At 69.9% G+C, this 25,915-nt stretch carries 25 protein-coding genes; 4 read left to right on the forward strand and 21 right to left on the reverse strand.

Going from position 1 to position 25,915, the window contains the following annotated elements:
* Nucleotides 1-16 precede the first annotated feature (16 nt).
* From EV380_RS09140 to EV380_RS09160, 5 genes are all read right to left on the reverse strand, one after another.
* Nucleotides 17-1,129: an NAD(P)/FAD-dependent oxidoreductase gene (locus EV380_RS09140; protein WP_130450861.1), complete on the reverse strand. Its 1,113-nt coding sequence runs from the start codon at nucleotides 1,127-1,129 to the stop codon at nucleotides 17-19.
* A gap of 23 nt (nucleotides 1,130-1,152) precedes the next feature.
* Complete coding sequence (locus EV380_RS09145) at nucleotides 1,153-2,184, reverse strand: Gfo/Idh/MocA family protein (protein WP_130450863.1); 1,032 nt, start codon at nucleotides 2,182-2,184, stop codon at nucleotides 1,153-1,155.
* The gene (locus EV380_RS09150; protein WP_130450865.1) at nucleotides 2,184-2,957 is read right to left on the reverse strand and encodes an amino acid ABC transporter ATP-binding protein; all 774 of its coding nucleotides are present in this window, start codon (nucleotides 2,955-2,957) and stop codon (nucleotides 2,184-2,186) included. The genes EV380_RS09145 and EV380_RS09150 overlap by 1 nt, the downstream gene beginning before the upstream one ends.
* A complete protein-coding gene (locus tag EV380_RS09155) occupies nucleotides 2,954-3,688 on the reverse strand; it encodes an amino acid ABC transporter permease (RefSeq protein WP_423219045.1) in 735 nt (244 codons plus the stop codon). The genes EV380_RS09150 and EV380_RS09155 overlap by 4 nt, the downstream gene beginning before the upstream one ends.
* 97 nt (nucleotides 3,689-3,785) lie before the next feature.
* Nucleotides 3,786-4,661 carry an ABC transporter substrate-binding protein gene (locus tag EV380_RS09160; RefSeq protein WP_102158039.1) on the reverse strand — a complete coding sequence of 292 codons (876 nt, stop codon included), beginning with the start codon at nucleotides 4,659-4,661 and terminating at the stop codon, nucleotides 3,786-3,788.
* A gap of 136 nt (nucleotides 4,662-4,797) precedes the next feature.
* Between EV380_RS09160 and EV380_RS09165 the strand changes: the two genes are divergently transcribed.
* Nucleotides 4,798-5,880, forward strand: a complete 1,083-nt coding sequence (locus EV380_RS09165) for a LacI family DNA-binding transcriptional regulator (protein WP_130450869.1) — start codon at nucleotides 4,798-4,800, stop codon at nucleotides 5,878-5,880.
* A gap of 18 nt (nucleotides 5,881-5,898) precedes the next feature.
* Nucleotides 5,899-6,864, forward strand: a complete 966-nt coding sequence (locus tag EV380_RS09170; protein WP_242607562.1) for an alpha/beta fold hydrolase — start codon at nucleotides 5,899-5,901, stop codon at nucleotides 6,862-6,864.
* Between the two features lie 24 nt (nucleotides 6,865-6,888).
* On the opposite strand, the gene hrpB is transcribed toward EV380_RS09170, so the two are convergent.
* The 5 genes from hrpB to pdhA form a co-directional block, all read right to left on the reverse strand.
* Nucleotides 6,889-9,606 carry an ATP-dependent helicase HrpB gene (gene hrpB, locus EV380_RS09175; RefSeq protein WP_130450871.1) on the reverse strand — a complete coding sequence of 906 codons (2,718 nt, stop codon included), beginning with the start codon at nucleotides 9,604-9,606 and terminating at the stop codon, nucleotides 6,889-6,891.
* An 18-nt stretch (nucleotides 9,607-9,624) separates the two neighbouring features.
* Nucleotides 9,625-10,245, reverse strand: a complete 621-nt coding sequence (locus tag EV380_RS09180) for a TetR family transcriptional regulator (RefSeq protein ID WP_102158036.1) — start codon at nucleotides 10,243-10,245, stop codon at nucleotides 9,625-9,627.
* A 487-nt stretch (nucleotides 10,246-10,732) separates the two neighbouring features.
* Nucleotides 10,733-12,205: a dihydrolipoamide acetyltransferase family protein gene (locus EV380_RS09185; protein WP_130450873.1), complete on the reverse strand. Its 1,473-nt coding sequence runs from the start codon at nucleotides 12,203-12,205 to the stop codon at nucleotides 10,733-10,735.
* A 2-nt stretch (nucleotides 12,206-12,207) separates the two neighbouring features.
* On the reverse strand, nucleotides 12,208-13,311 hold the full coding sequence (locus EV380_RS09190) for an alpha-ketoacid dehydrogenase subunit beta (protein ID WP_102158034.1): 1,104 nt from the start codon (nucleotides 13,309-13,311) through the stop codon (nucleotides 12,208-12,210).
* Nucleotides 13,308-14,519, reverse strand: a complete 1,212-nt coding sequence (gene pdhA, locus EV380_RS09195) for a pyruvate dehydrogenase (acetyl-transferring) E1 component subunit alpha (RefSeq protein ID WP_130450875.1) — start codon at nucleotides 14,517-14,519, stop codon at nucleotides 13,308-13,310. Before pdhA ends, EV380_RS09190 begins: the two co-directional genes overlap by 4 nt.
* A gap of 257 nt (nucleotides 14,520-14,776) precedes the next feature.
* Here pdhA and EV380_RS09200 point away from each other — a divergent pair, with 257 nt between their 5' ends.
* Entirely contained in the window at nucleotides 14,777-15,229 is a 453-nt protein-coding gene (locus EV380_RS09200; RefSeq protein ID WP_130450877.1) for an Lrp/AsnC family transcriptional regulator, read from the forward strand.
* Between the two features lie 337 nt (nucleotides 15,230-15,566).
* On the opposite strand, the gene EV380_RS09205 is transcribed toward EV380_RS09200, so the two are convergent.
* The 4 genes from EV380_RS09205 to EV380_RS09220 all read right to left on the reverse strand — a co-directional run bounded on the left by EV380_RS09205 (nucleotide 15,567) and on the right by EV380_RS09220 (nucleotide 19,295).
* Complete coding sequence (locus tag EV380_RS09205) at nucleotides 15,567-16,199, reverse strand: superoxide dismutase (protein WP_130450879.1); 633 nt, start codon at nucleotides 16,197-16,199, stop codon at nucleotides 15,567-15,569.
* Nucleotides 16,200-16,353: 154 nt separating this feature from the next.
* Entirely contained in the window at nucleotides 16,354-16,917 is a 564-nt protein-coding gene (locus EV380_RS09210) for a flavin reductase family protein (RefSeq protein ID WP_102157753.1), read from the reverse strand.
* 125 nt (nucleotides 16,918-17,042) lie between these two features.
* On the reverse strand, nucleotides 17,043-17,489 hold the full coding sequence (gene soxR / locus EV380_RS09215) for a redox-sensitive transcriptional activator SoxR (protein ID WP_130450881.1): 447 nt from the start codon (nucleotides 17,487-17,489) through the stop codon (nucleotides 17,043-17,045).
* A 99-nt stretch (nucleotides 17,490-17,588) separates the two neighbouring features.
* On the reverse strand, nucleotides 17,589-19,295 hold the full coding sequence (locus EV380_RS09220; protein WP_130450883.1) for an HNH endonuclease signature motif containing protein: 1,707 nt from the start codon (nucleotides 19,293-19,295) through the stop codon (nucleotides 17,589-17,591).
* 204 nt (nucleotides 19,296-19,499) lie between these two features.
* Between EV380_RS09220 and EV380_RS09225 the strand changes: the two genes are divergently transcribed.
* Entirely contained in the window at nucleotides 19,500-20,240 is a 741-nt protein-coding gene (locus tag EV380_RS09225) for a hypothetical protein (RefSeq protein WP_130450885.1), read from the forward strand.
* Here the strand turns inward: EV380_RS09225 and EV380_RS09230 are convergent.
* The 7 genes from EV380_RS09230 to EV380_RS09260 all read right to left on the reverse strand — a co-directional run bounded on the left by EV380_RS09230 (nucleotide 20,180) and on the right by EV380_RS09260 (nucleotide 25,777).
* Nucleotides 20,180-20,962: an enoyl-CoA hydratase/isomerase family protein gene (locus EV380_RS09230; protein WP_130450887.1), complete on the reverse strand. Its 783-nt coding sequence runs from the start codon at nucleotides 20,960-20,962 to the stop codon at nucleotides 20,180-20,182. The two genes, EV380_RS09225 and EV380_RS09230, sit on opposite strands and share 61 nt — an antisense overlap.
* Nucleotides 20,963-21,063: 101 nt before the next feature.
* Nucleotides 21,064-22,218 (reverse strand): 1,2-phenylacetyl-CoA epoxidase subunit PaaE, encoded by a 1,155-nt coding sequence (paaE, locus tag EV380_RS09235; RefSeq protein ID WP_130450889.1) that lies wholly within the window; start codon nucleotides 22,216-22,218, stop codon nucleotides 21,064-21,066.
* Nucleotides 22,215-22,706 carry a 1,2-phenylacetyl-CoA epoxidase subunit PaaD gene (gene paaD / locus EV380_RS09240; protein ID WP_130450891.1) on the reverse strand — a complete coding sequence of 164 codons (492 nt, stop codon included), beginning with the start codon at nucleotides 22,704-22,706 and terminating at the stop codon, nucleotides 22,215-22,217. Before paaD ends, paaE begins: the two co-directional genes overlap by 4 nt.
* An 18-nt stretch (nucleotides 22,707-22,724) precedes the next feature.
* Nucleotides 22,725-23,606 carry a 1,2-phenylacetyl-CoA epoxidase subunit PaaC gene (gene paaC / locus EV380_RS09245; RefSeq protein WP_130450893.1) on the reverse strand — a complete coding sequence of 294 codons (882 nt, stop codon included), beginning with the start codon at nucleotides 23,604-23,606 and terminating at the stop codon, nucleotides 22,725-22,727.
* Nucleotides 23,603-23,899, reverse strand: coding sequence for a 1,2-phenylacetyl-CoA epoxidase subunit PaaB (gene paaB, locus EV380_RS09250; RefSeq protein ID WP_423219022.1), 297 nt, complete (start codon nucleotides 23,897-23,899; stop codon nucleotides 23,603-23,605). The genes paaC and paaB overlap by 4 nt, the downstream gene beginning before the upstream one ends.
* Nucleotides 23,896-24,897 (reverse strand): 1,2-phenylacetyl-CoA epoxidase subunit PaaA, encoded by a 1,002-nt coding sequence (gene paaA, locus EV380_RS09255; protein WP_102157755.1) that lies wholly within the window; start codon nucleotides 24,895-24,897, stop codon nucleotides 23,896-23,898. Before paaA ends, paaB begins: the two co-directional genes overlap by 4 nt.
* Nucleotides 24,898-25,009: 112 nt before the next feature.
* Nucleotides 25,010-25,777 (reverse strand): hypothetical protein, encoded by a 768-nt coding sequence (locus tag EV380_RS09260; RefSeq protein WP_130450895.1) that lies wholly within the window; start codon nucleotides 25,775-25,777, stop codon nucleotides 25,010-25,012.
* Between the last annotated feature and the right edge of the window lie 138 nt (nucleotides 25,778-25,915).

Here is a 25,915-nt window from a genome sequence, read left to right on the forward strand (position 1 = left end):
CGATATCAGGCGGCGCTCAGGCGAAGCGCTCCGGCCGGAACGTCTCCAACATCGGGTGCTTCGCGCCCGTCGTCAGCTCGTACGCGATGAGCTCGCCGGAGAGCAGGCCGAGCGTGGCCCCCGAATGCGTGAACGCCGCGTAGCAGCCCGGCACCGCCTCGAGCTCGCCGAAGACCGGTTCGCCGTCGCCGGGGATCGGCTTCTTGCCGATCTTCCAGGAGGCCTTCGGCAGGGACTCGACGCCGTCGAGCAGCTTCGCGGCCTCGGCCATGAGCTCGTCCACAACGTCCTCGTCGATCTCGTAACCGCCGTCGACCTCGCGGATCGACTCCTCGTACCAGTCGTGGTCGACGGCGACGGTCCCGCCCGGATTCGGCCGGATCGCGGCGCGCGGAGTGTTCATGACGGTCGCGACCGGCGTGGCCAGCGGCTCGGAGATCGCGACCAGCGACAGCGGCGAGGCGTCGGCAATGCGCACGCCCAGCGGCGCGACGACCTCCGGCGTCTGCGGACCGCACGCCACCACGACGGCGTCGCCCGTGATCTCCTCTCCGGCGGCGGTCCGCACGCCGGCGGCCCGCCCGTCGCTCACGACGACCTCGCACGCGCCGGCGCCGGTGATCAGCTCTCCCCCGGCGGCGGCGAACTCTTCGAGCAGGTGCCCGATGAGATGCGGCAGCGAGACCCAGCCCTCCCCGGGGTTGAAGACGCCGTCGGCGGCCATCGCCGACGCGTCCACGTCGCCCGTGTGCGCTGCGACGGACTCGCGGGTCACGAGGTGCGAGTCGTAGCCGTGGCGGGACTCGTACTCGTGACGGTCGGCGGCGGCCCGCGGCTCTTCGGCCGACGGCCAGAACAGGGCGCCGTCGAACCGCAGCCAGTCGCGGCTCGGGTCGGCGGCGAAGAGCGTCCGGTAGCGGTCGATGCCGGCCATGCGCAGGTCGTGGTACGGCTTGGACCGCTCCCCGGCCGAGTTCAGCCAGGACAGCGAGCGTCCCGAGGCCCCCGAGGCCGGATCCGCGTCCGTCACGAGCCGCACGGCCACGCCGCGGCGGGTCAGGTGGGTGGCGGCGGAGACGCCGATGATGCCGCCGCCCAGGACGACGGCGGTGTTCAGCTTGCGGGTCATGGTTCTTCCTTTCACAGCGGCCGTCACCGGCCGTGGATTCGTTCGATGATCTCGAGTGCGGCGATCGCGTCGCGCGGGTCGACGGGTACCGCCCCGTCGCCGGACAGGTGGTCGCCGAGCCGGCGGTAGAAGCCGGCGTAGTCGCCGCGCTCCGGTGCGATGCGCGCGGGCCCCTCGGGCGTGGTCAGCACGCCGTGGTTCTCCCCGGGCTCGCGCCCCAGCTCGTCGTCACCGGGCCGCAGCCCCGCGATCAGCTGCGGCTCCTGCCGGTCGAGCCCGTGCTTGGTGTAGGCGGCGCGGGTGCCGAGCACGTGGAAGCGCGGTCCCGCGGCCGCGGAGACGGAGTTCATGGTCAGCCGGCTGCTCACGCCGTTCGCGTGCCGCAGCAGCACGACGGCGTCGTCGTCCGCGTCCGCGTCGGTGGTCGCCAGGTGCCGGGTCACCTCCCCGTGCACGGACTCGACGGGCCCGAACAGGTGCAGCGCCTGATCGATCAGGTGCGGGCCCAGGTCGTAGAGGATGCCGCCTCCGTCGGCGACGTCGGTCCGCCCCTTCCAGTCCCTCATGCCCTCGGGCTTCCACCATTCGAAGCGGGACTCGAAGACCAGCGGGTCGCCGAGCTCGCCGTCGTCGAGCAGGCGCTTCAGCGTCAGGAAGTCGGCGTCCCAGCGCCGGTTCTGGAAGACCGTCAGGGCGACACCGGCGGCTTCGGCACGGCGGACGAGCTCGGCGCCGTCGGCCGAGCGGACGACGAACGGCTTGTCGACGACGACGTGCAGGCCGGCGTCGATCGCGCGGGAGGCGAGGTCGAAGTGGGTCCCGGGAGGGGTGCCGACGACCACCAGGTCGAGGTCCGCGGCCAGGGCCAGGGCGTCGGCCGCCGTCGCCACGATCCGAGCGCCGGGGTGCTCGCTGCGGGCCTGTTCGGCGCGGCCCGGATCCTGCGTCGCGATCACCGAGACCTCGAAGCGGTCGTCGGCGGCGAGGAACGGGGCGTGGAAGATCCGGCCCGAGGTCCCGAAGCCGAGGACGGCCGTCCTGATCACGTGCACCATCACAGCACCTCGGACAGGAAGGTGCGCAGGCGGTCGGAGTGCGGGTCGTCGAAGATCTGCTCCGGCGGCCCGACCTCCACGACCTCGCCCTCGTCCATGAAGACCACCTGGTCGGCGACCTTCCGGGCGAAGCCCATCTCGTGAGTCACGACGACCATGGTCATCCCCCGCTCGCAGAGCTCGGCCATGAGCCGCAGCACGCCCTTGACGAGCTCCGGGTCCAAGGCGGACGTCGCCTCATCGAAGAGCATGACCTCCGGGTGCATTGCGAGCGCCCGGGCGATGGCCACGCGCTGCTGTTGACCGCCGGAGAGGTCGCGCGGGCGGTGGTCCATGCGCTCGCCCAGGCCGACCTCGCGCAGCCGGTCCTCGGCGAGCCGGCGGGCCGCCGACCTCGACTGGCCTTTGACCCGCCACGGCGCGAGCGCCACGTTCTCCAGGGCGGTGTGGTCCGGGAAGAGGTTGAAGTGCTGGAAGACCATGCCGATGCGCAGGCGCAGGTCGTCCGGCTTGTCCTTCAGGACGGAGCGGCCGGCGAGGCGCACGTCCCCGGACTTCGGCTCGTGCAGCCGGTTGATGCCGCGCAGCAGCGTCGACTTGCCCGAACCGGACGGGCCGATCACGCACGTAGTCGTCCCGGGTGGGACCGACAGGGACACGTTGCGCACGACCTCGACCTCGCCGTACGCGATCGTCAGATCCTGCAGGTCCAGGCTGGACCCCTCGTACACGACCTCGCCGGCCGCCGTCGTCTTCGCTTCGCTCGTGCTCATCGTGCAGCCTCCGTCGTTGCCTTGCCCTCGAGTTCGGTGACTTCCTTGAGCCCGCTGGTCGGGCCGGTGGGCTTGCGCCGGCCGTTGCGGAACCTGTCGTCGAAGAAGTTGACCAGGTGCGTCAGCGGCACCGTGATGACCAGGTAGAACATGCCCGCGAGGACGAGCGGCGAAAGGTTGCCCGTCAGCACGGCCGCGTCCTGGCCGACGCGGAAGAGCTCGCGCTCACCCACCATGAGGCCCAGGAAGTACACGAGCGAGGACGCCTTGACGATCGAGATGAACTGGTTGACCAGGGCCGGCAGCACGCGACGGATGCCCTGCGGGATGACCACGAGCGCCATCGCCTTGCCGTAGCTCATGCCGAGCGCCCGGCAGGCCTCGAGCTGGCCCTTCTCGACGCTCTGGATGCCGGAGCGGAAGATCTCGCCGATGTAGGCGCTCGAGATCAGGCTCAGGGCCAGGATGCCGAGCGGGTAGGGCGACGGGCCGAAGACGTCCGCGCTGATCCGGTAGAAGCCCTGCCCGATGAGCAGGATCGTCAGGATCTCGGGCAGGCCGCGGAAGATGTCGGTGTAGACGCGGGCCGGCGCCCGCAGCCAGCGCAGCGGCGAGATGCCCATGACCGCCAGGACCATGCCGGCCACGATGCCGATCACGGTCGCGGCGATGGACAGGACGATCGTGTTGACGAGGCCGGTCGTGAGCAGGTGCGGGAAGACCTCCGCCATGGCCTCGAAGTCCAGGAACGTCCGGGACAGGTTGTCTAGGAAATCCACGTCGGTTACTCCCTCTCAGTGGTGGCTGGCGTGGCGCCGGGGGCGGAGATCATCCGTCGGCGTTCGTGTCGGTCGCCGCTTCGCTCTGTTCGGCGCTCGGCAGGTACTGGTCCGGCATCGGCGAGCCCGGGAACCACTTCTCGTAGAGCTCCTTCCAGGTGCCGTCCTCCATCGCCTCGTGCAGGGCGGCCGTCAGGTCGTCGCGCAGCTGCTCGTTGCCCTTGGCGACCGCGAAGCCGGCCGGGGCGTCGAAGGACGGGATGTCGGCCGCCGAGACGTGGCCGTACTGCTCCATATAGTCCTTGGCGGCCTCGTAGTCGAGGAAGTGCGCGTCGATGGAGCCGCTGTTCATGCCGCTGACCGCGGTGTTGTTGTCCGGGAAGCGGACGATGTCCGTCTCGGTGAAGTTCTTGACCGCGTAGGCCTCCTGCAGCGATCCCTGCACGACGCCGAGCCGGCGGCCGTCGAGTTCATCGGCGGAGCCGACGCCCGAGTCCTCCGGCGTCAGGACGGTGAGGTAGCCGGCGAGGTAGCCGTCGGTGAAGTCGACCGTCTGCTCGCGCTCGGCGGTGATGCCGATGGCGGCGGCGCCGACGTCGAACTGTCCGTTGGCCACGCCCGGCAGGATCGCGGCGAAGTCCTGCCCGGTGAAGACCACGTCGTCGATGCCGATGCGGCCGGCGACGTCGGTGAAGAGCTCGACGTCGAAGCCGGTGAACTCGCCGCTGGCGTCGGTGTAGGTGTACGGCTTGGCGTCGCCGATGCTGGCGACGCGGATGCTGTCGGGCTGGATCAGGGTGTAGGGGCTCTCCGCGGCCGTGCCCTCGGCCTCCGCTCCGGAGGTGGAGCAGCCGGCCAGCGCGGCGATCGCGAAGGCCGCGGCACCGGCGGCGCCGAGCGTGCGGGTCTTGAGGTTGTACTTCACGGTGCGATCCGATCTGTCGTGATGAGATGAGTCCGGTCTCAACCTTGCAAATATTGAGTGAGTCCGGTCTCATTGGGATGTGAAATAAGCTACAGTCGAACCAAGACGGCAGTCAAGGGGTCGGAGAATAATTTTCATGAGCGATACAAACAGGCAGCGACCGGCGACGGTCGCCGACGTCGCGCGGACCGCCAAGGTCTCCAAGGCGCAGGCCGCGCGCGCCCTCGGCGGCTACGGGGCCGTCAGCGAACCCGTGCGGCAGAAGGTCCTCGCCGCGGCCGAGGAGCTCAACTACCGGCCCAACGCGCTGGCCCGCAGCATGAACACGGGCCGCTCGCAGACCATCGGGGTCGTCATCGGCGACGTGGAGAACCCGTTCTTCGGCCTGGCCACGCGCGGGCTCTCCGACACGCTGCGGCGGCGGGGCTACGACGTCGTGCTCGCCAACACGGGCGAGCGCGTCGACGTCGAGGAGGACGCGGTCCGCGTCATGCTCGACAAGCGCGTCGACGGCCTCGTCGTCTCGCCCGCGAGTTCGGCGCACGTCGACCATCTGGTCGGCGCGCTCGACTCGGGCCGGCCCATGGTCTTCCTCGACCGGAGCATCCCGCACCTCGGCGTCGACTCGGTCGAGGTCGATCTGCGCGGACTGGCGCGGCAGGCGACTGCGGAGCTGATCGACGCCGGCCACCGGCGCATCGGCTTCCTCTCCGCGGTGGACGCCCCCGGCGGCTACACACCCGACCTCGAGCTGACGAACTCGTCGGTGGCCGAGCGGCTCGCGGGCATCGTCGAGGCCTGCGCGGCTGCCGGGATCGACGTGGATCCGACGTGGATCCGCCTGAACCTCTCAACCCCGGAGGCGATCCACGCCGCGACCCGCGAAATCACATCTCTCCAGAACGCCCCGACGGCCCTCATCGCCTCCGACAGCATGGTGGGGCTCGAAGTCCTGACGACCCTGCGGGCCGACGCGGTGCGGGTCCCCGACGACGTCTCGTTCCTGATGTTCGACGACATGCCGTGGTCCTCCCTGGTCGACCCGCCCATCACGGTCATCTCGCAGCCGGCCTACGACATGGGCGTGCTCGCGGCCGAGACGCTGCTGACGCGGCTCACCGCCCCGGGGGCCGAACCGGTGCGGCACACGCTGGCCGGCCGGGTGGTCCACCGCGAGTCGGTGGCGCCCGTACCCGCGGCGAAGCCGGTCGACGCGTAGAGCCGGAGGAGCCAGGCCATGAAGGAAACTCCGCGCGAGCACGGCATGCTGCCCACCGCCGACGGGCAGCGGATCTACTGGGAAGAGTGGGGCGAGGAGTCCGGCGCGCCCGCCCTGTACCTGCACGGCGGGCCCGGCGGAACCTGCGGCCAGAGCGGATACCGCAACCGCTTCGACCTGTCCCGCGCCCGCGTCATCGGCTTCGACCAGCGCGGCAGCGGCCGATCGCTCCCGCATGCCTCGGACCCCGCGACCAGTCTCGAATCGAACACCACCGCCCACCTGATCCGCGACATCGAGGCGCTGCGCGAAGCACGCGGCGTCGAATCCTGGGTCGTCAACGGCGTCTCCTGGGGGTCGACCCTCGCGCTCGCCTACGCCCAGGCCCACCCGGACCGCGTGGCCGGCGTCGTCCTGTTCGCGGTCACCACCACGAGCCGTCGAGAAGTCGACTGGATCACGGAGGGCGTGGGCGCCGTCTTCCCCGAGGCGTGGGACCGGTTCGCCACCCACGCGGAGCGGGCGGGCACGGGGTACCGACGTGGCCGGGACCGGCTGGTCGAGGCCTACGATCGCCTGCTGAACTCACCCGACCCGGCGGTACGGGACGCCGCCTCCCGGGAGTGGGCCCAGTGGGAGGACGTGCACGTCTCGATCGGTGCCGGAGGCTTCACGCGGGATCCGCGCTGGGACGACGACGCGTACCGGCTCGCGTTCGCCCGGCTGGTGACCCACTACTGGTCCAACGACGGCTTCGCCGACCCGCCGCTGCTCGAGCACATGGACCGGCTTCGCGACATCCCGGGCATCCTCATCCACGGGCGACGCGACGTCTCCGGCCCCGCGCTCACGGCCGTGGAAGTGCACCGGAGGTGGCCGGGGTCCACGCTCATCATCGACGAACAGGACGGCCACGGCGGCCCGACGATGGTCCAGCACTGGAGCGAGGCCAACGCCCGGCTGCTGCGGCTGCAAGAGGCCTGAGCCGCCGCGCGATCCCGACTGTGGCTACATCCGGTTCTTGGTCTTCGCCGTCGCCGGGGCCGTCCACGGATCCTCCGGCCACGGGTGCTTCGGGTAGCGCCCGCGCATCTCCGCGCGCACCTGCGCGTACGGCCCCGACCAGAACGAGGCCAGGTCTCCCGTAACCGCGAGCGGCCGTCCCGCCGGCGAGAGCAGGTGGAAGAGTACGGGCACGCGGCCGTCGACGAGCGCCGGGGTCTCGGCCCAGCCGAAGCACTCCTGCAGCTTCACCGCGACGACGGGGCGGTTGCCGGCGGGCCGTTGTCCTCCGTCGACCCGGTCGCCGCCGTCGGCCTCAGCGCCCGGTGCACCCGCGCTCGAGCCGCCGGCTGACTCCCCGGCCGTCGCGTCGTCGACCGGCGGGTACTCCACACGCGCCGTGTTGCCGCTGGGCACGCGCATCCGCTCCGGCGCGAGCTCGTCGAACCGGACCGCCGCCGGCCACGGCAGCAGCCGGCGCAGCGGCTCGGCGAGGTCCATGCGGTGCGCGTCGGCCCCGGCGGCCAGCTTCTCGATCTCGGGGGCGAACCACTCCTCGATCCGCTCCAGCAGGACGGCCTCACCCACGTCCGGCCACGGGTCGCCGAGCACGCGGTGCAGCAGGCCCATCCGCCGGCGCAGCGCCTCGGCCTTCTCCGAGAACCCGAGCCCCTCAACCCGCAGCGCCCGGACGACCGCCGGCCGCGCCTGCTCCGGCGTCGCCTTCACGGGGGTGGACTCGAGCAGGATCGCGCCCAGCCGGCGCTCGCGCCGCGCCCGCACGCGGCCGCCGTCGAACTGGGCCTCCACCCGGTCGGTCAGCAAGTGAGCGCCAGCTTCCAGCGCGACGTCCTCACCGATCGGCGCGCCCGCCCGCAGCAGCGCCCGACTGCCCTGGCGGGCGACCTCGGCGGCAGCCAGCCACTCGTGCCCGCCGAGCGCGCTGCCGCCCGGCAGCTGCGCGCGCGTGCCCGACGCCAGCAGGTACTCGTTCTCGCTGACGCGGCGCGCGATCCACTCCGGGTTCGCCAGTGCCGCCACGTATCCGGTCTCCGCCTCGCCGGCCGCCCGCCCCTCTCCGGTCCGCGCCGAGGAGTCCTGTACGTCGGCGGCGAGCGAGCGCAGCCGCCGCACCTCGTCGTCCCAGCGCCCCCGCTCGGGGCCGCGCGCTCCGCGCAGCGACGCGAGGGCCCGGGACAGGTCGCCGCCGGCGGCGGTGATGCCGAACGCGCGCAGGTCCCCGGCGAGCAGGGCCACGACCTCCGCCGCGGCCCGCAGGCCGACGCGGCCGGCGCCGTCGAACAGGGCGCGCGCCAGGCGCGGGTCGGCCGGGACCGAGGCCAGGCGGCGGCCCTCGTCCGTCGCATGGCCCGAAACATCGAGGGCGCCGAGGCCGCGCAGGACGAGCTCCGCGTCGGCGAACGCGGCAGCCGGCGGCGCGTCGGGCAGCGGCAGGTCCTTCCCTCCGGGCGACCCCCAGCAAGCCAGTGTCAGCGCGGTCTGCGTCAGGTCCGCGGTCTGGATCTCGGGGGTGATGTACGCGGGGGCGGCGGCGAAGGTCTTCTCATCGAAACAGCGCACCACCACCCCGGGCCCCTGGCGAGCTGCGCGGCCGGCGCGCTGCTCGCACGCGGCCCGGGAGGCCGAAACGGTGACGAGCCCGCTCATGCCGCGGGCGTCGCGCCGCGGCTCGCGCGAGAGGCCGGCGTCGATCACGAGGCGCACGCCCGGCACGGTCAGCGAGGACTCGGCCAGCGCGGTCGAGACGACGATGCGCGGCTTCTCCCCCGGCACCCGACCGGCAACGGCGCGGTCCTGCTCACCCGGCGGCAGCTGCCCGTGCAAAGCCAAGACCTCGGTGCGGGGCGCCCGCCGGGCCAGCGCCGCGACGACGTGGGAGACCTCCCGGGCGCCGGGCACGAACACGAGGGCGTCGACGCCCGGATCCGCGGCCAGGGCCGCCGCGTGGGCGTCGGCCGCCGTCGCGGCGACGTGGTCGAGAAACTCGCGGCGCACACCGCGCTCGTCGAGCCGGTGCGAGGAGTTCGACGGACCGCCGCGGGTGGACCGGGCCGCTGGCGCGGACGGCATGGGCACCCAGCGGACCTCGAGCGGGTGCAGCACCGAGGGCGAGTCGATCACGGGGGCCGGGCCGCCGTCGTCGTACCGGCCCAGCAGGGAGGCGAAGCGCGGCGCGTCGACGGTCGCGGACATTGCGACGACCCGCAGGTCGCCGTCGCCGCCGCCGCGTAGCGCGTGCACGTCGGCGAGGACGCCGAGCAGCAGGTCGGTCTCGAGGGCGCGCTCGTGCACCTCGTCGAGCACGACGGCGGCGACCGACTCGAGGCCCGGATCGGCGAGCAAGCGGCGCAGCAGGATGCCGGCGGTAACGAATTCGATGCGCGTCGCCGCGCCCGTGCGGGACTCGCCGCGGACGCTGTAGCCGGCGAGGTCGCCGACGCGCGTTCCCGTCAGCTGCGCCAGCCGGCGGGCCGCGGCGCGAGCGGCGACCCGACGGGGCTGCGTAACGACGATCCTGCCGGTGAACCCGTCGCCCGCGGCGAGCTCGGCGACGAGCGGCGGCACAAGCGTGGTCTTGCCAGTACCCGGAGGTGCCTGGACGACTGCGCGGGAGGCCGGGGCGGCGAGTGCTGAACGCAGTTCGGCCAGGGACTGCGCGAAGGCGAGTCCCCGGCCGATGTGCTGCAGGTCGAAACCCTGCACGCGGGCTCCGGCGCCCGGTTAGAGGACGACGCCGATGGCGTCTTCCAGGTACGGCGACGGATCGGAGTCCTCGGAGAGCGCCCACAGCACCCACGCGGCGTGGATGACCGAGATGACGGCCGCTCCGAGGTAGGCGGCGCGGGGCTGCTCGACGCCCGAACGCTCGAGGTACTCGGAGATGATGCGGCCGCGCTCGGCCAGGAAGCCATAGCCGTAGCCGGCCAGCTCGCGGTGCTGGTTGGTCAGGCGAAGGCGGATGCGGGTGACCTCGGGATCGAGGTCCTCGGTGCCGACGCGGGCGTACTCGCGCAGCGTCTCGAAGGCCGCCTCGGCGTCTTTGCCCTTCTTGCCTTCGAGCATGGCCGTGGCCTTGGACCCGACGGGCAGGCTCCCGCCCCAGACCAGATCGGCCTTCGAGGCGAAGTAGCGGTAGAGGCTCTTGCGGCCGATACCGGCCGCCTTGGCAACCTGCTCCATCGTCACGGCGTCGTAGCCGAACTCGTCGAAGAGGCGCAGCGCGCAGGCTGCCGTCGCGTCGGGGTCGATCACTGCGGGGCGCCCGACGTTGCGGCGCGGCTTGCCGTCCTTGCGGTCACGGTCCGGGGAGAGAATGGCGAATGGCTTGATGCGGTCTGCCATGGTGGGTGGTTCCCTTCTTGGTATCGCCTCGCGTGCTGCTGAAATTGCGAGGACTGCGGGTGAAGAGCCGACCAACTTCGCGTGAACACGAAATCGGCGTCTCTCGTACCTCAAGAGTCGCGACCCCCGGCGTCCCTATGAGTGTCATTATTGTGCACATTCTGTAGCGTTCGATACAAGTTAGGCGCGCACAACGTGTCTTAACGTTACCGCCCAGTCTGCACCGGGTGGACACGCGGCGCCGCGGCCGATAGTGACGCACATCACACCTGATTGCTCGTCCCAGATCCGCACCACGACGGCGATCCCGCCGATTCGGCATCGACACAAAGGGGGACGCGAGGCTCCTAAAACCGGCCGATCGGCGTCGTTTCGGGCCTGACGATGTGTCCGAATCGGGAAAAAATTTCTTGCGCTGCCCTTGAGGTAGGCGCGCGAAAAGCCCGGCCGGCGTCAAGACAACGCCGACCGGGCTAGCAGAGAATTCTTAGAGATCCGCCAGGACTGAGCCCGGGTTCTCGATCGCGTCGGCCACGTAGCGGAGGAAGCCGCCGGCCACGCCGCCGTCGCACACGCGGTGGTCGAAGGCGAGAGTCAACTCGGTGACGTGGCGGACGGCCAGCTCGCCGCCGACGACCCACGGCTTCTCGATGATCCGCCCGACTCCGAGGATCGCGGCTTCCGGGTAGTTGATGATCGCCGCGGATCCGTCCACGCCGAAGACCCCATAGTTGTTGAGCGTGAACGTGCCCCGCGTGAGCTCGGCCGGCGAGCACTTGCCCTCGCGCGCCTTCGCGGTCAGCTCGCGCACGCGGGTGTCGAGCTCGCGGGCGCTGAGCGCGTCGGCGCGTTCGACGCTCGGGACCACGAGCCCGCGGTCGGTCTGCGCGGCGAAGCCGAGATTCACGCCGTCGAACCGGACGAGCTCCTGCCCGCCGTCGACGTCCTCGATCCGGGCGTTGAGCTCCGGGTACTTGGCCAGGCCGGCGACCACGAAGCGCGCGATGAACGCGAGCAGCCCGGGTGCACCGGCCGGCGTCGACTTGAGCGAGGCCCGCAGCTCGAGCAGCGCGGTCGCGTCGACGTCGACCCACACTGTCGCTTCGGGGATCTCGGTGCGCGAGCGCGTCATCGCGGCCGCGATCGTCTTGCGCACCCCCTTGACCGGGATCCGCTCGGCGATGCCGAGTCCGGTCCGCGCGTCGGTCGCCCCTGCCGCAGCCGGCAGCACTGCGGCTTGTCCGGACACGACGGCGGGGCGCTCCGTCGTCGTGTCCTCTGCGCTCACGCCGTCAGCACCCGCGATGGCCGCCTCGACGTCGGAACGCAGGATCAGCCCGTCGTCGCCCGAGCCCCGCAGGGACGCGACGCTGATGCCATGGTGGCGGGCGAGGCGGCGCACGATCGGGTTGATGACCCGCGGGGCGAGACCCGGCTCGGCGGCGGGCGCGGGAGCGGCCGACGTCTCGCCGGGTGGCAGCGACCGCGGGTCGACCACCTCGCGGTAGACCTTCGGCATGCGGCGGCGGCGCGTAGACCCGGAACCGCCCGGGGTGCCGTATCCGATCAGGACGTTGCCGGAACCGGAATCCGCCCCGTCTTCCGGATCGCCAGCGCTGCCGGACGCCGCCGGAGACGCGCCGGCGCGCTCCTCCTCGCGATAGGACTGCGCGGCCCCCGGCGCCTCATCCGGAGCCTCGGGCGCCCGCAAGCTGGCGCCTTCGGGCAGCACGGAAATCAGGGGCTTGCCCACGTCGAGGGTGTCACCGGGCGCACCGAAGAGCTCCTGGACGACCCCGGCGAACGGGCACGGGACCTCGACGGCGGACTTCGCGGTCTCGACCTCGGCGATCGGCTGGTCCACGCGCACGGTGTCGCCGACGGCGACGTGCCAGCTCAGCAGCTCGGCCTCGGTCAGGCCTTCGCCCAGATCGGGCAGCAGAAACGTCTTGACGGACATGCTCATCCCTCCCACTGCAGTTCGTCGACGGCGTCCAGGATCCGGTCCACGCTCGGCAGGAAGAACTCCTCAAGCTTCGGTGCCGGGAACGGCACGTCGAATCCGGTCACGCGCAGCACCGGGGCCGCCAGCGAGTGGAAGCAGCGCTCCTGGATGCGGGCCACGAGCTCGCTCGCGACCGACGCGAAGCCCGGAGTCTCCGCCACCACGACGGCGCGGCCGGTCTTGCGCACCGACGCCGTGATCGTCGCGTCGTCGAGCGGGACGATTGTGCGCAGGTCCACGACCTCGATGCTGCGCCCCTCCTCGGCTGCAGCCGCGGCAGCCGCAAGCGCAGTCGGCACCGACGGCCCGTAGGCCACGAGCGTCGCGTCGCTGCCCTCGCGGGCGATCACGGCCTTGCCCTCGGAGCGCGAGGCGGGCGCTCCGTCGTCGTACGAAGCCCGCAGGGCGTCGAGGTCGAGCCGATCCTTGGACCAGTAGAGCTTCTTCGGCTCGAAGAAGACCACGGGGTCGTCGGAATCGATGGCTTCGCGCAGCATGCGGTAGGCATCCGCGACCGTCGCCGGCGCGTAGACCTTCAGGCCCGGAGTGTGGGCGTAGTAGGACTCGGACGAATCGCAGTGGTGCTCGACGCCGCCGATGCCACCGGCGTACGGGATGCGGATGACGATCGGCATCTTCAGCCCGCCGCGCGTGCGGTTGTGCATCTTGGCGATGTGACTGAAGATCTGCTCGAGCGCCGGGTAGGCGAACGCGTCGAACTGCATCTCGATGACCGGGCGCATCCCGTTCATCGCCATGCCCGCCGCCATGCCGGCGATGCCGGACTCGGCCAGCGGAGTGTCGAAGCAGCGGTGCTCGCCGAAGCGGTCCGTCAGCCCGTCGGTGATGCGGAAGACGCCGCCGAGGGTGCCGATGTCCTCACCGAAGAGGACGACGTCGTCGCTCGCCTCCAGCGCGTCGGCGAGGGCGGTGTTCAGCGCCTTGGCGAACGTCACCGGCTGCAGCTGCGCGGCCTCAGCGTGCTCGGCGGCACGCTCGCTCGCGCGGGCGGTGGCCGCGCTGACGTTGCCGTTGGCATCGGAAGAGGTGGTGACGGTCATCGGGTTCCCTCCGTCTCGGTGGCGGCGTCGCGGGCCAGCTCGTCGACGAGGCGGGCCCGCTGCTCCTGCAGTTGGGTGGTGGGTTCGGTGAAGACGTAGCGGAAGAGATCCTCCGGGTCCGGGGCGACGTCTTCATTGAGCCCGTCCCGCAGCCGGGTCGCCATCGCTTCGGCTGCCTCGGCGATCCGGGCCTCGCCGGCGTCGTCGAGCACCGATTCGCTGCGCAGGTAGGCGCGCATCCGGGTGACGGGATCCTTGGCGAGCCACTCCTGGACCTCGGCGTCCTGGCGGTACCGGGTCGCGTCGTCGGCGTTGGTGTGCGCCTGCATGCGGTACGTGTGCGCCTCGACGAGCAGCGGGCCGTGGCCGTCGCGGGCGAGGCGGACGGCGCGGCGCAGCACGGCCAGCAGCGCCACGAGGTCGTTTCCGTCGACGCGCTCGCCGGCCATGCCGTAGCCCACCGCTTTGTGGGCCAGCGAGGGTGCGGCCGTCTGGTGGGCCAGCGGCACCGAGATCGCGTACTGGTTGTTCTGCACAAAGAAGACCACCGGCAGCTTGAAGACGGCGGCGAAGTTCAGGGCCTCGTGGAAGTCGCCCTCGCTCGTGGCGCCGTCGCCGCACATCGCGAGGACGACCGTGTCCTCGCCGCGCAGCTTGGCGGCGTGGGCGACGCCGACGCCGTGCAGCAGCTGGGTGGTCAGCGGGGTGGACTGGATGCCGACCTTGTACTTCTTGGGGTCGTACCCGCCGTGCCAGTCACCGCGGAAAAGCGTCATGGTCTCGACGGGGTCGATGCCCTTGGTCATCACGGCAACGGAGTCGCGGTAGGTCGGGAACATCCAGTCGTCCGCGCCGAGGCAGAGCGCGGCGGCCACCTGGCAGGCCTCCTGCCCGTGGCTCGACGGGTATACAGCCATCCGGCCCTGGCGCACGAGCGCGGAGTTCTGGTCGTTGACCCGGCGGCCGACGACGAGCGCCTCATACGCTTCGAGCAGGTCGCCGGCCTCCGGCAGCGGGTACTCGTGCCCGGGTGCGGTGCCCTGCTCGCCGACCGGGCGAAGGGCCCCGGTCTCGTCGAGGATCCGGATGGAGCCGTCCGTCGGAAGCAAATAGTCCTCGACCGAGATGCCGAACTTGCGGGCGGTCTCGTCCAGGTAGGCGGCGCGGTCCTCCTCGCGGGCGTCGGCGCCGATCGGTGGCGTTCCCATGTGATCTCCTTCGCTGGCCTGAGTGCAGTGCGGCCGGCGGACATGACGCAGGCCACACCGCACGGCGTTCTTGCGATCAAGTATGCGCCCTGACGATCACTTCGTATCCGGTTTCCGGTCCAAGAACAGAGGATTGGATTCGAACGGAGTATTCTTGTGGACGGATCGTCACCGTGATTGGCGTTACACCCTGCGCCGTAGACGACTTGCACCAGCCGCCGAACGCCGCCGGCGGCGAGAAACTCTGGAGGACACCCATGCAGCCGCACCCCGTAGCACTCGACGCAACCGACGAGCGCATCCTGGCCGAGCTGGCGCGCGACGGCCGGCAATCGGTCACCGCCATCGCGCAGAAGGCGCACGTTTCGCGGGCGCACGCATACTCACGGATCAACAGGCTGCAGGACGAGGGGGTCATCACCCGCTACACGGCGGTGATCGATCCGGTAAAGGCTGGCCTGACGGCGTCGGCCTACGTGACGTTGAAGCTTCGCCAGCATTCGTGGCGGGAGATGCGCGAGCGGCTCGCGGCGATCAAGCAGGTTCATCACATCGGCCTCGTCGGAGGGAACTTCGATGTGATCTTGCTGGTGCGCGGACGCGACAACGCGGAGCTCCGCCAGGTGATCTTTGATCAGCTGCAGAGCATGCCCGGGGTGCTCGACACCCAGACCTTCCTGGTCTTCGAGGACGTCGACACCCGCTACTAGCGGCGGGGCGGAAGAAGACCGGGGGAGCACGGCGGAGTGGGACAAACCGACTCAGAGGGGGGTATGGCCTGCTTGAGCCACTCCGCCGTGCGGATCCCCGAACCCGTGAACGGGCGGGGGCACGATTGAACGCGCTCCAATGATGTTGGCAAATGGTTGAAGGCTCACGATTCCATTCGGCCCCTGTGGCGCCCGATTTCACCCACCATTTCACCCTTCGGCCATGTTGAAACGAGAAAGGCGGTCGCGGTCCGGGGCATCACCCCCGGTCCACGACCGCCTCCCCACTCCCCCACAGCACCCCGGAAACCACCGGAACACCCAGGAGAGAAGACGCCTAAGCGCCCGGAGTGATCAGCGTCTTGGCACCAGCACGAGCCGCCTCGAACCGCGCCGACACATCCGCCCAGTTCACGATGTTCCAGAACGCCTTGACGTAGTCCGCCTTCACGTTCACGTAGTCCAGGTAGAACGCGTGCTCCCACATATCCAGCATCAACAACGGCGTCGACGCCACCGGCACATTGCCCTGCTGATCGTAGAGCTGCTCGATGACCAGGTTCCCACCCAGCCCCTCGAAGGACAGCAACGCCCAACCCGAACCCTGCAAGCTCATCGCCGCCGCCGTGAAGTGGCCACGGAACGCGTCGAACGAACCGAACGCGTCATCGATCGCCGCCGCCAGCTCACCCACCGGCTTGTCCCCACCCTCGGGCGAGAGGTTCTGCCAGAAGATCGAGTGGTTCGTGTGCCCACCCAGGTGGAACGCGAGGTCCTTGGACAGCTTCGGAATCGCACCGAACTCGCCCTTCTCACGCGCCTCGGCCATCTGCTCCAAAGCCGTGTTCGCACCCGCGACATACGCGGCGTGGTGCTTCGAGCGGTGCAGCTCCATGATCCGAGCGGAGATGCTCGGCTCCAGCGCCGCGTAATCGTAGTTCAACTCGGGGAGAGTGTACTTCTCGGTCATGCCCGTTCCTTTCGTTGATCCGCGTCCGCTTCTGCGCCCGCGGCGTGGCGACCCCCGGTGTGCCCGGGTGGGCCGCCCACAACTTGAGTGACAGCGCCGGGGGCGCCGGCGCCGTCGTTCTGAATCAACATTCAGACCTTCGATATCAGCCTAGTCAGCCCGCGTCACGAGATTGAATCAATGACGTCTCTGTCAGCCGGTGGAAGGCCCGGTTGTGATAGACCAGCGGCTCGCTGTGCTCCCCGCGGAGGATCTCGAGGACCTCCGCGGCCACGAGGATGGAGCTGCCGACCGGCACCCGCTCGATCACCTTGCAACGCAGCGCCCAGGGGGCGTCCTTGAGTACGGGCTCCCCCGTCACGGCCGGCTCCCAGGTCCCCTCGGCGAAGCGCTCGGTGCCGGTGGTGGCGTAGGCGGTGACCGTGTCGACGTGCGCCGCGTCCATCAGGTGCACGACGACGGTGTCCGCCTCCGCCACCCGCCCGGCCGACCGGCCGCCAGAGACGGAGAAGGAGAGCGCAGGCGGGTCCGCGGAAACCGAGGCGACCGACGAGGCCGTGATGCCGACCGGATCCGGGTTCGCGGCCGTCACAATGGCCACGCCGGCGGGATGATGGCGGAAGGCGATCCGGAAGAGCTCGTTGGTCACGTGCAGCGGATGCTGCGGCTCGGCGCCCGGGAGCGTCGAGTCGGCTGCGGATGCGGTGGGTGCGGTCATGCGGATTCTTTCGTTGGTCGGCGTCCGGAGTGTTACCCGGACACCATCGACGCTAAAACCTTAACCTCGGTTGAGGTCAAGGCGCATTCGGCGAATGTGATGCGTCACACAGTCGCGAGTGGTGGTCAGACGTCAAGAGCCGGGGCTCCGGGACCCTGTTCCCCGAGCCGGTCGTGCGGGTTGACCATGGCGCAGCTCGTCATCGAGAGGCAACCGCAGCCGATGCAGCCATCGAGCCGGTCGCGCAGGTGCTCGAGGCGGATGATCCGGTCCTCAATCTCGTCGCGCCAGGCCTGCGACATGCGCTGCCAGTCCGTCCTGCTGGGTACTCCGTTGCGGGGCAGGTGGGCGAGCGCCGCGGCGACGGTGCTCAACGGGATGCCGGCACGCTGTGCGGCACGGACGACGGCGACCCGGCGGAGGACCGAGCGCGGGTATCGGCGCTGGTTTCCCGAGGTCCGACGGCTGTGGATCAGGCCTTTGCGCTCGTAGAAGTGCAGCGCGGAGATGGCTAGCCCGCTGCGTTCGGCCAGCTGGCCCACGGTCAGTTCCTCTGCGGTGGACTCGTCCACATTCCACTCCCTCTTCCGCCCACCGGGAGCGGAATTCTCGGCTCCCTGCGCATTGCACCCTACTCTCCCAGCCGCAGGGACACGACGCTGCCAGGACGGCTAGAACGGGCACGGCTCCATGAACGACACGAGACTTCGCTCGAGCCGAGCGACGATCTCCGCGAACTCCTCGTCGTCCTTACTGCTCCGGTGACTGGCGGGCGCAGGCTTGCCGAGGTCGATGGGTGATTCGAGTATGAAGAGTTGCGCCGTCGGCGTCCCGGTGTCTGCTTCCCGGCTTCGGGGCGGCGGCGAGTCCATGGGCCATGCCGCCCAGGGCGCATCGGGCAGAGTCTTCCGCCGCGTCCCCCACCAGGTCTCGGCGATGAGAGTCCCGTCGGGGTGGAGGTCGAAAGTCAGGAGCCCCCACGACTTGAGTCGGTGGCAGCGTTTGCAGACCGAGACAAGATTCGACAGCTCCGTCCTCCCGCCATCCTGGCGCTCGATCACGTGATCGGGTTCGCAGGCGGTGGCCCGGCGTCCGCACCCGGGGACCCGGCACGTGCGGTCGCGCAGTGCGAGCGCGCGGCGCAGCGCCCGGGGTGGGCGGTAGGCCTCGGCGTCGAAGGCGGTGATCGCCCCGGTCCAGGGATCCGTGACGACCCGCGTCCACGTGCTGGCCTGCGGCAGGATCGCCGCCAGTTCATCGAGGCCGAAGGATCCGAAGCGCTCGGCCTCAGGCAGGTCGGCCCCGGGGGCGAGCGACTCGCCGTCCAAGAGGCCCGGAGCCGAGCCGCCCTGGTCGGCCAGAACCGCCAATCCCGGGAAGACGGTCGACGGAACGGTGACTGTCACTTCGGGCTTGACGTTCTGCAGGCCGACAGCCTCGGGGCCGGAGAGGAGGATGTCGATGAAGGCGTCGGCGCGGACCTGGGCGAGAGTGCGCTCGTCTTCATCCCCGGCAACGGCGTCGCGGTGCTTCTGCGCCGCCGCGAACTCCGCCAGCCGCCGGTCGATGGCCTCGGCCGCTACGGTCGGGATGTAGGCGCTGAGGAAGCACATGCCGTCCTCGTCGGCGTCGACGGCGACGAACCGGCGATCGGCCGCGCGGCGATGACGCTGGGCGAAGGGCTCGTCGAGCTCCTTCTCGAGCCGTCGCTTGCCGTATCGCTCGAGCTGACCGGGAGTCTTCCCGCTGGAACGCTCGAGCAGGTCGGCACCGAACGCCTGCCGGCGCCGGCGGCATTCGCGCCGACTGGCCTCCACCCGGCGCTCGTGCTGTTCGCATGCCGCCGGGTCGTCCGTGTCCTGCTCCGCGATGCGTTCCGGCTCGATCTTGTCGGCGAGGTCCACCACGGACCGCGCATGGGCGGGGCCCAGACCGCCGGCGGCCATCCTGCTCAGCACGTCGGGCAGGTCGTCCACGAGCGTCCGAGCGCGCCCGACCTCGCGGGCGGCCGTCATCCGGGCGATGCCGCGCACGGCCGCGATCTCCAGGGCCACAACCTCTTCCGGAGCATCGTGGACGAGACGGCCGGTCCCCACAGAGGTCCGCATCCCCGGGGAGGACTGCCCGAGTTCCTCGAGGTCGGCAGAGATGCGGCTCCGCGTCACGTCTTCCAGTGCCGCTGCCGCCCGGAAACCAGCCGCCTCGGCGAATCGACGCAACTGCTCGGCGAACTGCAGCAGATCCTTCGGGCCCAGTGCCTCGAGGGCCGCTTCGAGCGCCGGGGCGCCGACGAGAGCGCCTGCCTCACTGGACGCAGCCGGCTTCACCGCGAGGACCGTGTCCCCGAGATGAACCCTGAACTCCTGCGGCTGAGTCATACCTCCATTTTAGAAGATCTGCTCGACTGTGTGAATAGTTGATGGAAGATTTCTACGTACTTCTACTCGCCATCGAAGACCGGACTGCGTCCAACCTGTCAGAGAATCGACGAACGGCCCCGATACGGTGCGGTATCCTCCGTTCTACAGCGCAGGACTCTCTTTTTGCCACGACAGTCCCGGCATCGACGAGGAGACCCCCACGTGAGCGTTCGTAGCGCCCAGCCCGGCATTCCACCCTGGCTGGAGGCCGCGCCACCACGGCGAGCCCAGCCGCGCGCCGAGAGCTGGCAGCGTTTCATCAGCACGGGAGACCGCGCCCTGCTCCGCCACGATGAACCGCTCTGGGAAGTTCTGCAATGGGCGGCAGAGAGGGGCGGCTTTCTCTTGCACGGCACGCAGCGTGGGGGCCTGGATGAGTTGCAGCCCCGGGCGCCCCTGGACAGAAGCCCAGACGAATTCAGTAAACGCCGGGCAGTCTTTGGCTCCTCCGACGCGATATGGGCTATGTGCTACGCACTGCGCGGCCCCTCGACCAACGGCATGCTCAACTCCTGCGTCCACATCGAATCGGAAGGCGCCTGGACACCACCCCACTACTTCTTGTCTCTCTCCGGCAGCGACCAGAGAACGGACCTACTCCAACCCGGTTGGGTGCACCTGATCGACAAGGGCACCTTCGAACGTATGAAGCCCTACGAATGGGCGGGCGTGGAACGAGTCCTCGAGGCGCAGTGGGTATCAAGCTGCTCAGTGCCGGTGCACTCGTCGGTACGTGTGCTTCCGCAGGATCTTCCGATCCGCTGTCGCCTCCACTCTGCCGAGGCAGTAGAGCGTGCCTCCGCCGACAATCCTGCGGGCTTTCCCTGGCTGGAATCGCCCCCCTACTCGCCCTTGAAGGCCGGCTTCCGCTTCTCCTGGAAGGCCGCGAAACCCTCGGCGTAGTCCGCCGTGTCGCACAGGTCGGCCTGGGCTTGATTCTCATTCGCCATCGAGGCCCACAGCCCCAGCCGCTGGTCGCGGATCTGCGCCACGAGCTCCTTCGAGGCCCGGAACGCTCCCGTGGCACCGGAGGCGACGCGGGCGACGATCTCCTCGGTGCGCTCGTACAGCTCGTCGGCGGCGAAGGAACGGCTGAACAGCCCCTGAGCCACGGCCTGCTCGCCGCTCATCAGCTCCGCGGTGTAGATCAGATCCAGCGTCCGGTGGGCGCCCAGTCGCTCGGTAAACAGCCAGTGCCCACCCGAGTCGAGCGTCGCGCCGAGATTCGCGAACGGCGAGCCGATCTTGGCGTTGTCAGCGACGTAGACGACGTCGGTCGCGATCGCCAGCCCGAGCCCGACACCCAGGCACGCGCCCTGCACGGCCGCGAACGTCGGCGCCGGGAACGCCGCCATCTTCTCCAGCACCGGCTGCACTGTGCCCCCCAAGTAGCCGATGACATCGTCATCAGCCGGTACGACGCCGGAAATGTCCCGACCGGCGCAGAAGCCGCGCCCCTCCCCCTTGAGCAGCAGGGCCCTGACCTCACCGCGTTCGGCAGCCGCGGCGGCGTCGTCGTACGCCTGGGACAGCTCGGCGAGAGCCGCGACGTCGAGCGCGTTCATCTTCTCGGGTGCGTTCAGCGTGACGGTCGCGATGCCGTCCGCGATGTTCAGGTCGATCACGATGACTCCAGTGGTTGCGGGGTTTACGGGACGGGGCTGCGGGGGTTGCGGTTCGGGTGGTTGCCGGCAGGACGACGACGGACAGTGCGCGGAGGCGGGCGTCAGGCGTCGAAGTCGACGCTGACGCGTTCGCTCGTCGGGCGGGTCTGGCACGTGAGCACGTAGCCGGCGTCGACCTCGTCCTCTTCGAGCGCGTAGTTCTCGGCCATCTTGACGTCGCCGCCGGTGACCTTCGCGCGGCACGTGCCGCAGACTCCGCCGGCGCACGCGAACGGCACGTCGGGGCGCACGCGCAGGGCCGCGTTGAGGATCGTCTCGTTCGCGGCGACAGGCGATTTCACCTCGCCCGAGAGACCGTCCAGACGGAACTCGATCTCGAAGTTCTCACCGTCGTCGTCCTGGACGGCGCGGCCGATGTGGCCCTCCGGCCGGGTCGGCTTGCCGGTCGTGAACAGCTCGAAACGCACCCGATCCGCGGGCACGCCCTTGCCTGCGAGCGTGTCGCGCACCAGTTGGACGAGCTCGAACGGCCCGCACAGGAACCACTCGTCGACCTGATCGGTGCGGATGACGTTCTCGAGCAGCGCGGTGAGCTTCTCGGAGTCGATGCGGCCCGAGAGCAGCGGCGAGATGCGCTGCTCCCGCGAGAGCACGTGATGCAGCGCGAACCGCGACGGGTAGCGGTCCTTCAGGTCCGCGAGCTCCTCGAGGAACATCACGTCCATCGCCGCCCGGTTCGCGTAGATCAGGTCGAAGCGCGTGTTCTCGTTCGCGGCGAGCACGGTGCGGGCGATCGCGAGCACCGGGGTGATGCCGGATCCGGCGGCGACGGCGACGAAGGTGTCCTCCATGTCCGTATCGATCGACTCGGGATCGTTCAGCCCGGTCATCCGGTGTTTGGAGATGAACGCGCCGGTCGGGCTCATGACGTCGATCTTCTCGCCGGCGGTCAGCGATTCGTTGGCCCACGTGGAGAAGACCCCGCCCAGGTCGCGCTTGATCGCGACCCGGATCTCGCCCGGCCTAGGTTCGGCGCAGATCGAGTAGCTGCGGCGGATCTCCTGCACATTGCCCTCGGCGTCGGGCAGGCGCTTGCGCAGCGCCACGTATTGGCCTGGAAGGTAGTCGAACTCGCCCTCGAGCGTCTCGGGAACGGCGAACGTCACCTCGATGGCGTCCGCGGTCAGCCGGCGGACCTCGGCCACGTCGAGGGTGTGGAACGCCGCGCGCCGGCGGCTTGTTGCAGTCTCAGTCATGACAGAACCTTGAAGTAGTCGAAGGGCTCCAGACACTCCCGGCACTGGTACAGCGCCTTGCAGGAGGTCGAGCCGAAGCGGGAGAGTTCCTTGGTGTCGAGCGAATGGCAGCGCGGGCACTTCACAGCCAGGCCCAGCGTGACGCGGCCTGCATGGCCTTTCCCGGTGGGCGGGGCGATGCCGTAGGCCTCGAGCTTGGCTTGGCCCGACTCGGTCATCCAGTCAGTGCTCCAGGCCGGCGTGAGCACGAGCTCGACGCGCGCGGTGTACCCGTGCGCCGCGAACGCGCGCTCGAGGTCGACCTGGATCGTGCCCATCGCCGGGCAGCCCGAGTAGGTGGGCGTGATGGTGACGACGACGGCGTCGCCGCCTTCGCGGCGCACCTCGCGGAGGATGCCCAGGTCCTCGATCGAGAGGACCGGGATCTCCGGGTCGGTCACCTGCGCGGCGATCTCCCACAGCTGGGTGTCAACGGCCTGTTGCGCCATGGCTGCTCCGTTCCGCTTCTACCAGCTCGCGCCGGGATGCTTGCGGGCGAGGACCTGCATCTCGGCGAGCAGGTAGCCCAGGTGTTCGGAGTGCTCGCCGTGGCGGCCGCGGGCCATCGCGTCGGGCACCTGCGGGACGTCGAGCCCGGCGTCGGCGAGGACGGCCGCGATCTCCTCGTCCCACGCCGCACGCAGCGTGGAGGGGCGCGCCCCGGCGGTGCCGACGTCGTCGTGCAGCTGCTCGTCGACGAACAGCTCGCCCACGTACGGCCAGAGATCGGCGAGGGCGACGCGCATGCGGCGCGCCGACTCCTCGGTGCCGCGGCCGAGGCGCAAGGTCCACTGGATGGCGTGGTCGCGGTGGTAGTCGACCTCCTTGACGGCCTTCGCGCAGATGGCCGCGATGGTCTCGTCGCTAGACCGTGTCAGCTCCGTGTAGAGCAGGTTCTGGAAGACGGCGACAAGGAGCTGGCGGACGATCGTGACGGCGAAATCGCCGTTCGGCTGTTCGACCAGGTGGCACGAGCGGAACTCGTCCTCCTCACGCCAGTAGGCGAGTTCATCCTCGGTCTTGCCGAAGCGCTTGCCCGCGTAGATCAGGAACGAGCGGGCGTGCCCGAGCTGGTCGAGGGCGATGTTGCCGAGGGCCACGTCCTCCTCGATCTCGGGGGCGCGCGAGATCCACCAGGAGAGCCGCTGGGCGAGGATCAGGGCGTCGTCGCCCAGCTGCAGGGCGTACTCGGCCACCGCGTCCGACGCCGGCCCCTCGCCGGCCACGGCGATGTCCTCCGGGCGCAGCGCGTTGCCGGGAGTGACGCGGGTGGCGGAGGCGGTGATGTCTCCGAAGGAGGCGAAGTCGTCCTCGATGCCCTCCGTGATGTGGGTGTTGGAGGCGTTCACAGGTGTTTCACCCCTTCGCTCTTGGTGTAGTAGGTCGCGTGGCGGTAGTCCTTGCCCTTGGGCGACTCGAAGAACTGGTCTTTGGCGTCGGGATCAGAGGTGATGATGTCCTCCGATTTCACGACCCACAGGGACACGCCTTCGTTGCGGCGCGTGTACAGGTCGCGCGCATTTCGCACGGCCATCTCGGCGTCGGGTGCGTGCAGCGATCCGGCGTGCACGTGGGAGAGCCCGCGGGAGGAGCGCACGAAGACCTCGAAGAGGGGCCAGCTGGTGTTCTCAGTCAACTTCACGCCACCTTCTCGGTCTGCCGGGCCGCGTACGCCGCGGCGGCCTCGCGCACCCAGGCGCCGTTCTCGTGGGCCTCGCGGCGGCGCGCGAGGCGCTGGGCGTTGCACGGCCCGTGGCCGGAGATCACGGCCTTGAACTCGTCCCAGTTCAGTTCCTTGTGAATCCACTGGCCCGCGGTCTCGTCGAAGCGCAGCTCCGGGTCCGGCAGGGTGAGCCCGAGGACCTTGACCTGCTCGACGATCATGCCCACAAAACGCTGGCGCAGGTCGTCGTTGGTGAAGCGCTTGATGTTCCACGCCATCGACTGCTGCGAATTCGGCGAGTCGCCGTCGGGTGGTCCGAACATCATGAGGGAGGGCTCGTAGAAGCGGTTCACGGCGTCTTGAGCCATCTGCTTCTGCTCGGCCGTGCCGTTCGCGAGTTCGAGCAGGATCTCGAAGCCCTGGCGCTGGTGGAAGGACTCCTCCTTGCAGACGCGCACCATCGCGCGGCCGTACGGGCCGTAGGAGGCGCGGCACAGCGGCACCTGGTTGGCGATCGCGGCGCCGTCGACGAGCCAGCCGATCGCGCCCATGTCGGCCCAGGTGCGGGCCGGGTAGTTGAAGATCGAGGAGTACTTGGCCCGCCCGGAGAGCAGCTGGTCGTTGAGCTCGTCGCGCGGGGTGCCGAGCGTCTCGGCGGCCGAGTAGAGGTACAGCCCGTGGCCGGCCTCGTCCTGGACTTTGGCCATGAGGATGGCCTTGCGCTTGAGGCTCGGAGCGCGCGTGATCCAGTTGGCCTCCGGCTGCATGCCGATGATCTCGGAGTGCGCGTGCTGGGAGATCTGCCGCGTCAGGGTCTTGCGGTAACCCTCCGGCATCCAGTCCCGCGGCTCGATGCGCGAGTCCTTGGCGATGATTTCGTCGAAGCGCGCCTGCCCGGCGCGCTCTTCCTCGGACGGCACGGCCGACAGGTGGGCGCCTTTGCCCTCCGCCGCTTGCCTGGTGTGGTGCTCAGCCATCATTACCTCACTCGGGATTTATTTACTGACCGTTCGTTCAGGATATGCGTTCCCGCCCGAGTGGTCAACACCACACCCGACCGGAGCCCGAGCAGCTCCGGCCGGCGCCGTCTCAGCAGGTGGTGGTAAAGCTCAGCGCCGAGAGGAAGATCGCCTGGTCGCCGTCGATGCGCGAGTTCGAGCGCGACTCGACGTTCTGGTAGGTGAGGCTGAAGGAGGTCACCGGCTCGAGGAACGAGACGGTGGCATTGGCCCGCCCGCTGGTCTCTGGGACGGGCTCGATCCGGCCAGCGCGCAACGGATCCGTCGTCGTACCAGATCCCGCGACAATGCTGCCGCCGCCGCTGGAGGCCGTGAAGGCGGCTCCCGATTCGATGACGACGCGGTCGAAGTAGTCGTAGGCGGCCGCATCGATGTCGGTGATCAGGAACGAGAGCCGATCGACCGGCTCACTGAAATCGAAGCGGATCGTCTGCGAGTTCTCTGCGATGCGCGCGGCCGACGACGTCGACCCGGCCTTGCGCGAGTTGCTGATCGGCGACTGGTGGATGGCCAGGCCGGCACTCGCCGTCCCGCCGACGGCGAAGGAGGACACGGCCAGGTTGAGGTTCTCCGTCCGCGCCTGGTTGCCCGTGCGCGTATTCGCCCCGATGCCGGCCTGCGTGACGGTCAGCGCGATCGGCGTGCCGCCGTCGCCCACCGCGGCGGACCCCGCCGTCGCGCCGGTCCGCCGGTAGTCGCGCGCCCAGTCGAGATGCATCTGCGTCGGCACGCACGCGGCCTCGCCCCCGTCAGACGCGGCCGCGGCCGGTGCGGCTACCGCCGCCGCGATGACCGGCAGACTCCATGCCGCGCCCTTGACCACTGTTCGACGTTCCATCCCCATGCGGACTCCCCAATCATTGTTTTCTGAAGTAGTAGGTGAATGGAGCGAATCTACGGTTCAGTAACCGACCTCAAGAAAGCCTGCCGGTATCCCATCCGACCGGGCGATCCACGACATCCCCGTACTCACTGG

Source organism: Zhihengliuella halotolerans (assembly GCF_004217565.1).
Lineage (GTDB): Bacteria > Actinomycetota > Actinomycetes > Actinomycetales > Micrococcaceae > Zhihengliuella > Zhihengliuella halotolerans.

What these genes read in the sequence shown, in the direction of transcription:
- EV380_RS09140 (WP_130450861.1), bottom strand. Translation starts at nt 1,129, where the DNA reads ATGACCCGCAAGCTGAACACCGCCGTCGTCCTGGGCGGCGGCATCATC.
- EV380_RS09145 (WP_130450863.1), bottom strand. Translation starts at nt 2,184, where the DNA reads ATGGTGCACGTGATCAGGACGGCCGTCCTCGGCTTCGGGACCTCGGGC.
- EV380_RS09150 (WP_130450865.1), bottom strand. Translation starts at nt 2,957, where the DNA reads ATGAGCACGAGCGAAGCGAAGACGACGGCGGCCGGCGAGGTCGTGTAC.
- EV380_RS09155 (WP_423219045.1), bottom strand. Translation starts at nt 3,688, where the DNA reads ATGGCGGAGGTCTTCCCGCACCTGCTCACGACCGGCCTCGTCAACACG.
- EV380_RS09165 (WP_130450869.1), top strand. Translation starts at nt 4,798, where the DNA reads ATGAGCGATACAAACAGGCAGCGACCGGCGACGGTCGCCGACGTCGCG.
- EV380_RS09170 (WP_242607562.1), top strand. Translation starts at nt 5,899, where the DNA reads ATGAAGGAAACTCCGCGCGAGCACGGCATGCTGCCCACCGCCGACGGG.
- EV380_RS09180 (WP_102158036.1), bottom strand. Translation starts at nt 10,245, where the DNA reads ATGGCAGACCGCATCAAGCCATTCGCCATTCTCTCCCCGGACCGTGAC.
- EV380_RS09185 (WP_130450873.1), bottom strand. Translation starts at nt 12,205, where the DNA reads ATGTCCGTCAAGACGTTTCTGCTGCCCGATCTGGGCGAAGGCCTGACC.
- EV380_RS09190 (WP_102158034.1), bottom strand. Translation starts at nt 13,311, where the DNA reads ATGACCGTCACCACCTCTTCCGATGCCAACGGCAACGTCAGCGCGGCC.
- pdhA (WP_130450875.1), bottom strand. Translation starts at nt 14,519, where the DNA reads ATGGGAACGCCACCGATCGGCGCCGACGCCCGCGAGGAGGACCGCGCC.
- EV380_RS09200 (WP_130450877.1), top strand. Translation starts at nt 14,777, where the DNA reads ATGCAGCCGCACCCCGTAGCACTCGACGCAACCGACGAGCGCATCCTG.
- EV380_RS09205 (WP_130450879.1), bottom strand. Translation starts at nt 16,199, where the DNA reads ATGACCGAGAAGTACACTCTCCCCGAGTTGAACTACGATTACGCGGCG.
- EV380_RS09210 (WP_102157753.1), bottom strand. Translation starts at nt 16,917, where the DNA reads ATGACCGCACCCACCGCATCCGCAGCCGACTCGACGCTCCCGGGCGCC.
- EV380_RS09220 (WP_130450883.1), bottom strand. Translation starts at nt 19,295, where the DNA reads ATGACTCAGCCGCAGGAGTTCAGGGTTCATCTCGGGGACACGGTCCTC.
- paaE (WP_130450889.1), bottom strand. Translation starts at nt 22,218, where the DNA reads ATGACTGAGACTGCAACAAGCCGCCGGCGCGCGGCGTTCCACACCCTC.
- paaD (WP_130450891.1), bottom strand. Translation starts at nt 22,706, where the DNA reads ATGGCGCAACAGGCCGTTGACACCCAGCTGTGGGAGATCGCCGCGCAG.
- paaA (WP_102157755.1), bottom strand. Translation starts at nt 24,897, where the DNA reads ATGGCTGAGCACCACACCAGGCAAGCGGCGGAGGGCAAAGGCGCCCAC.
- EV380_RS09260 (WP_130450895.1), bottom strand. Translation starts at nt 25,777, where the DNA reads ATGGAACGTCGAACAGTGGTCAAGGGCGCGGCATGGAGTCTGCCGGTC.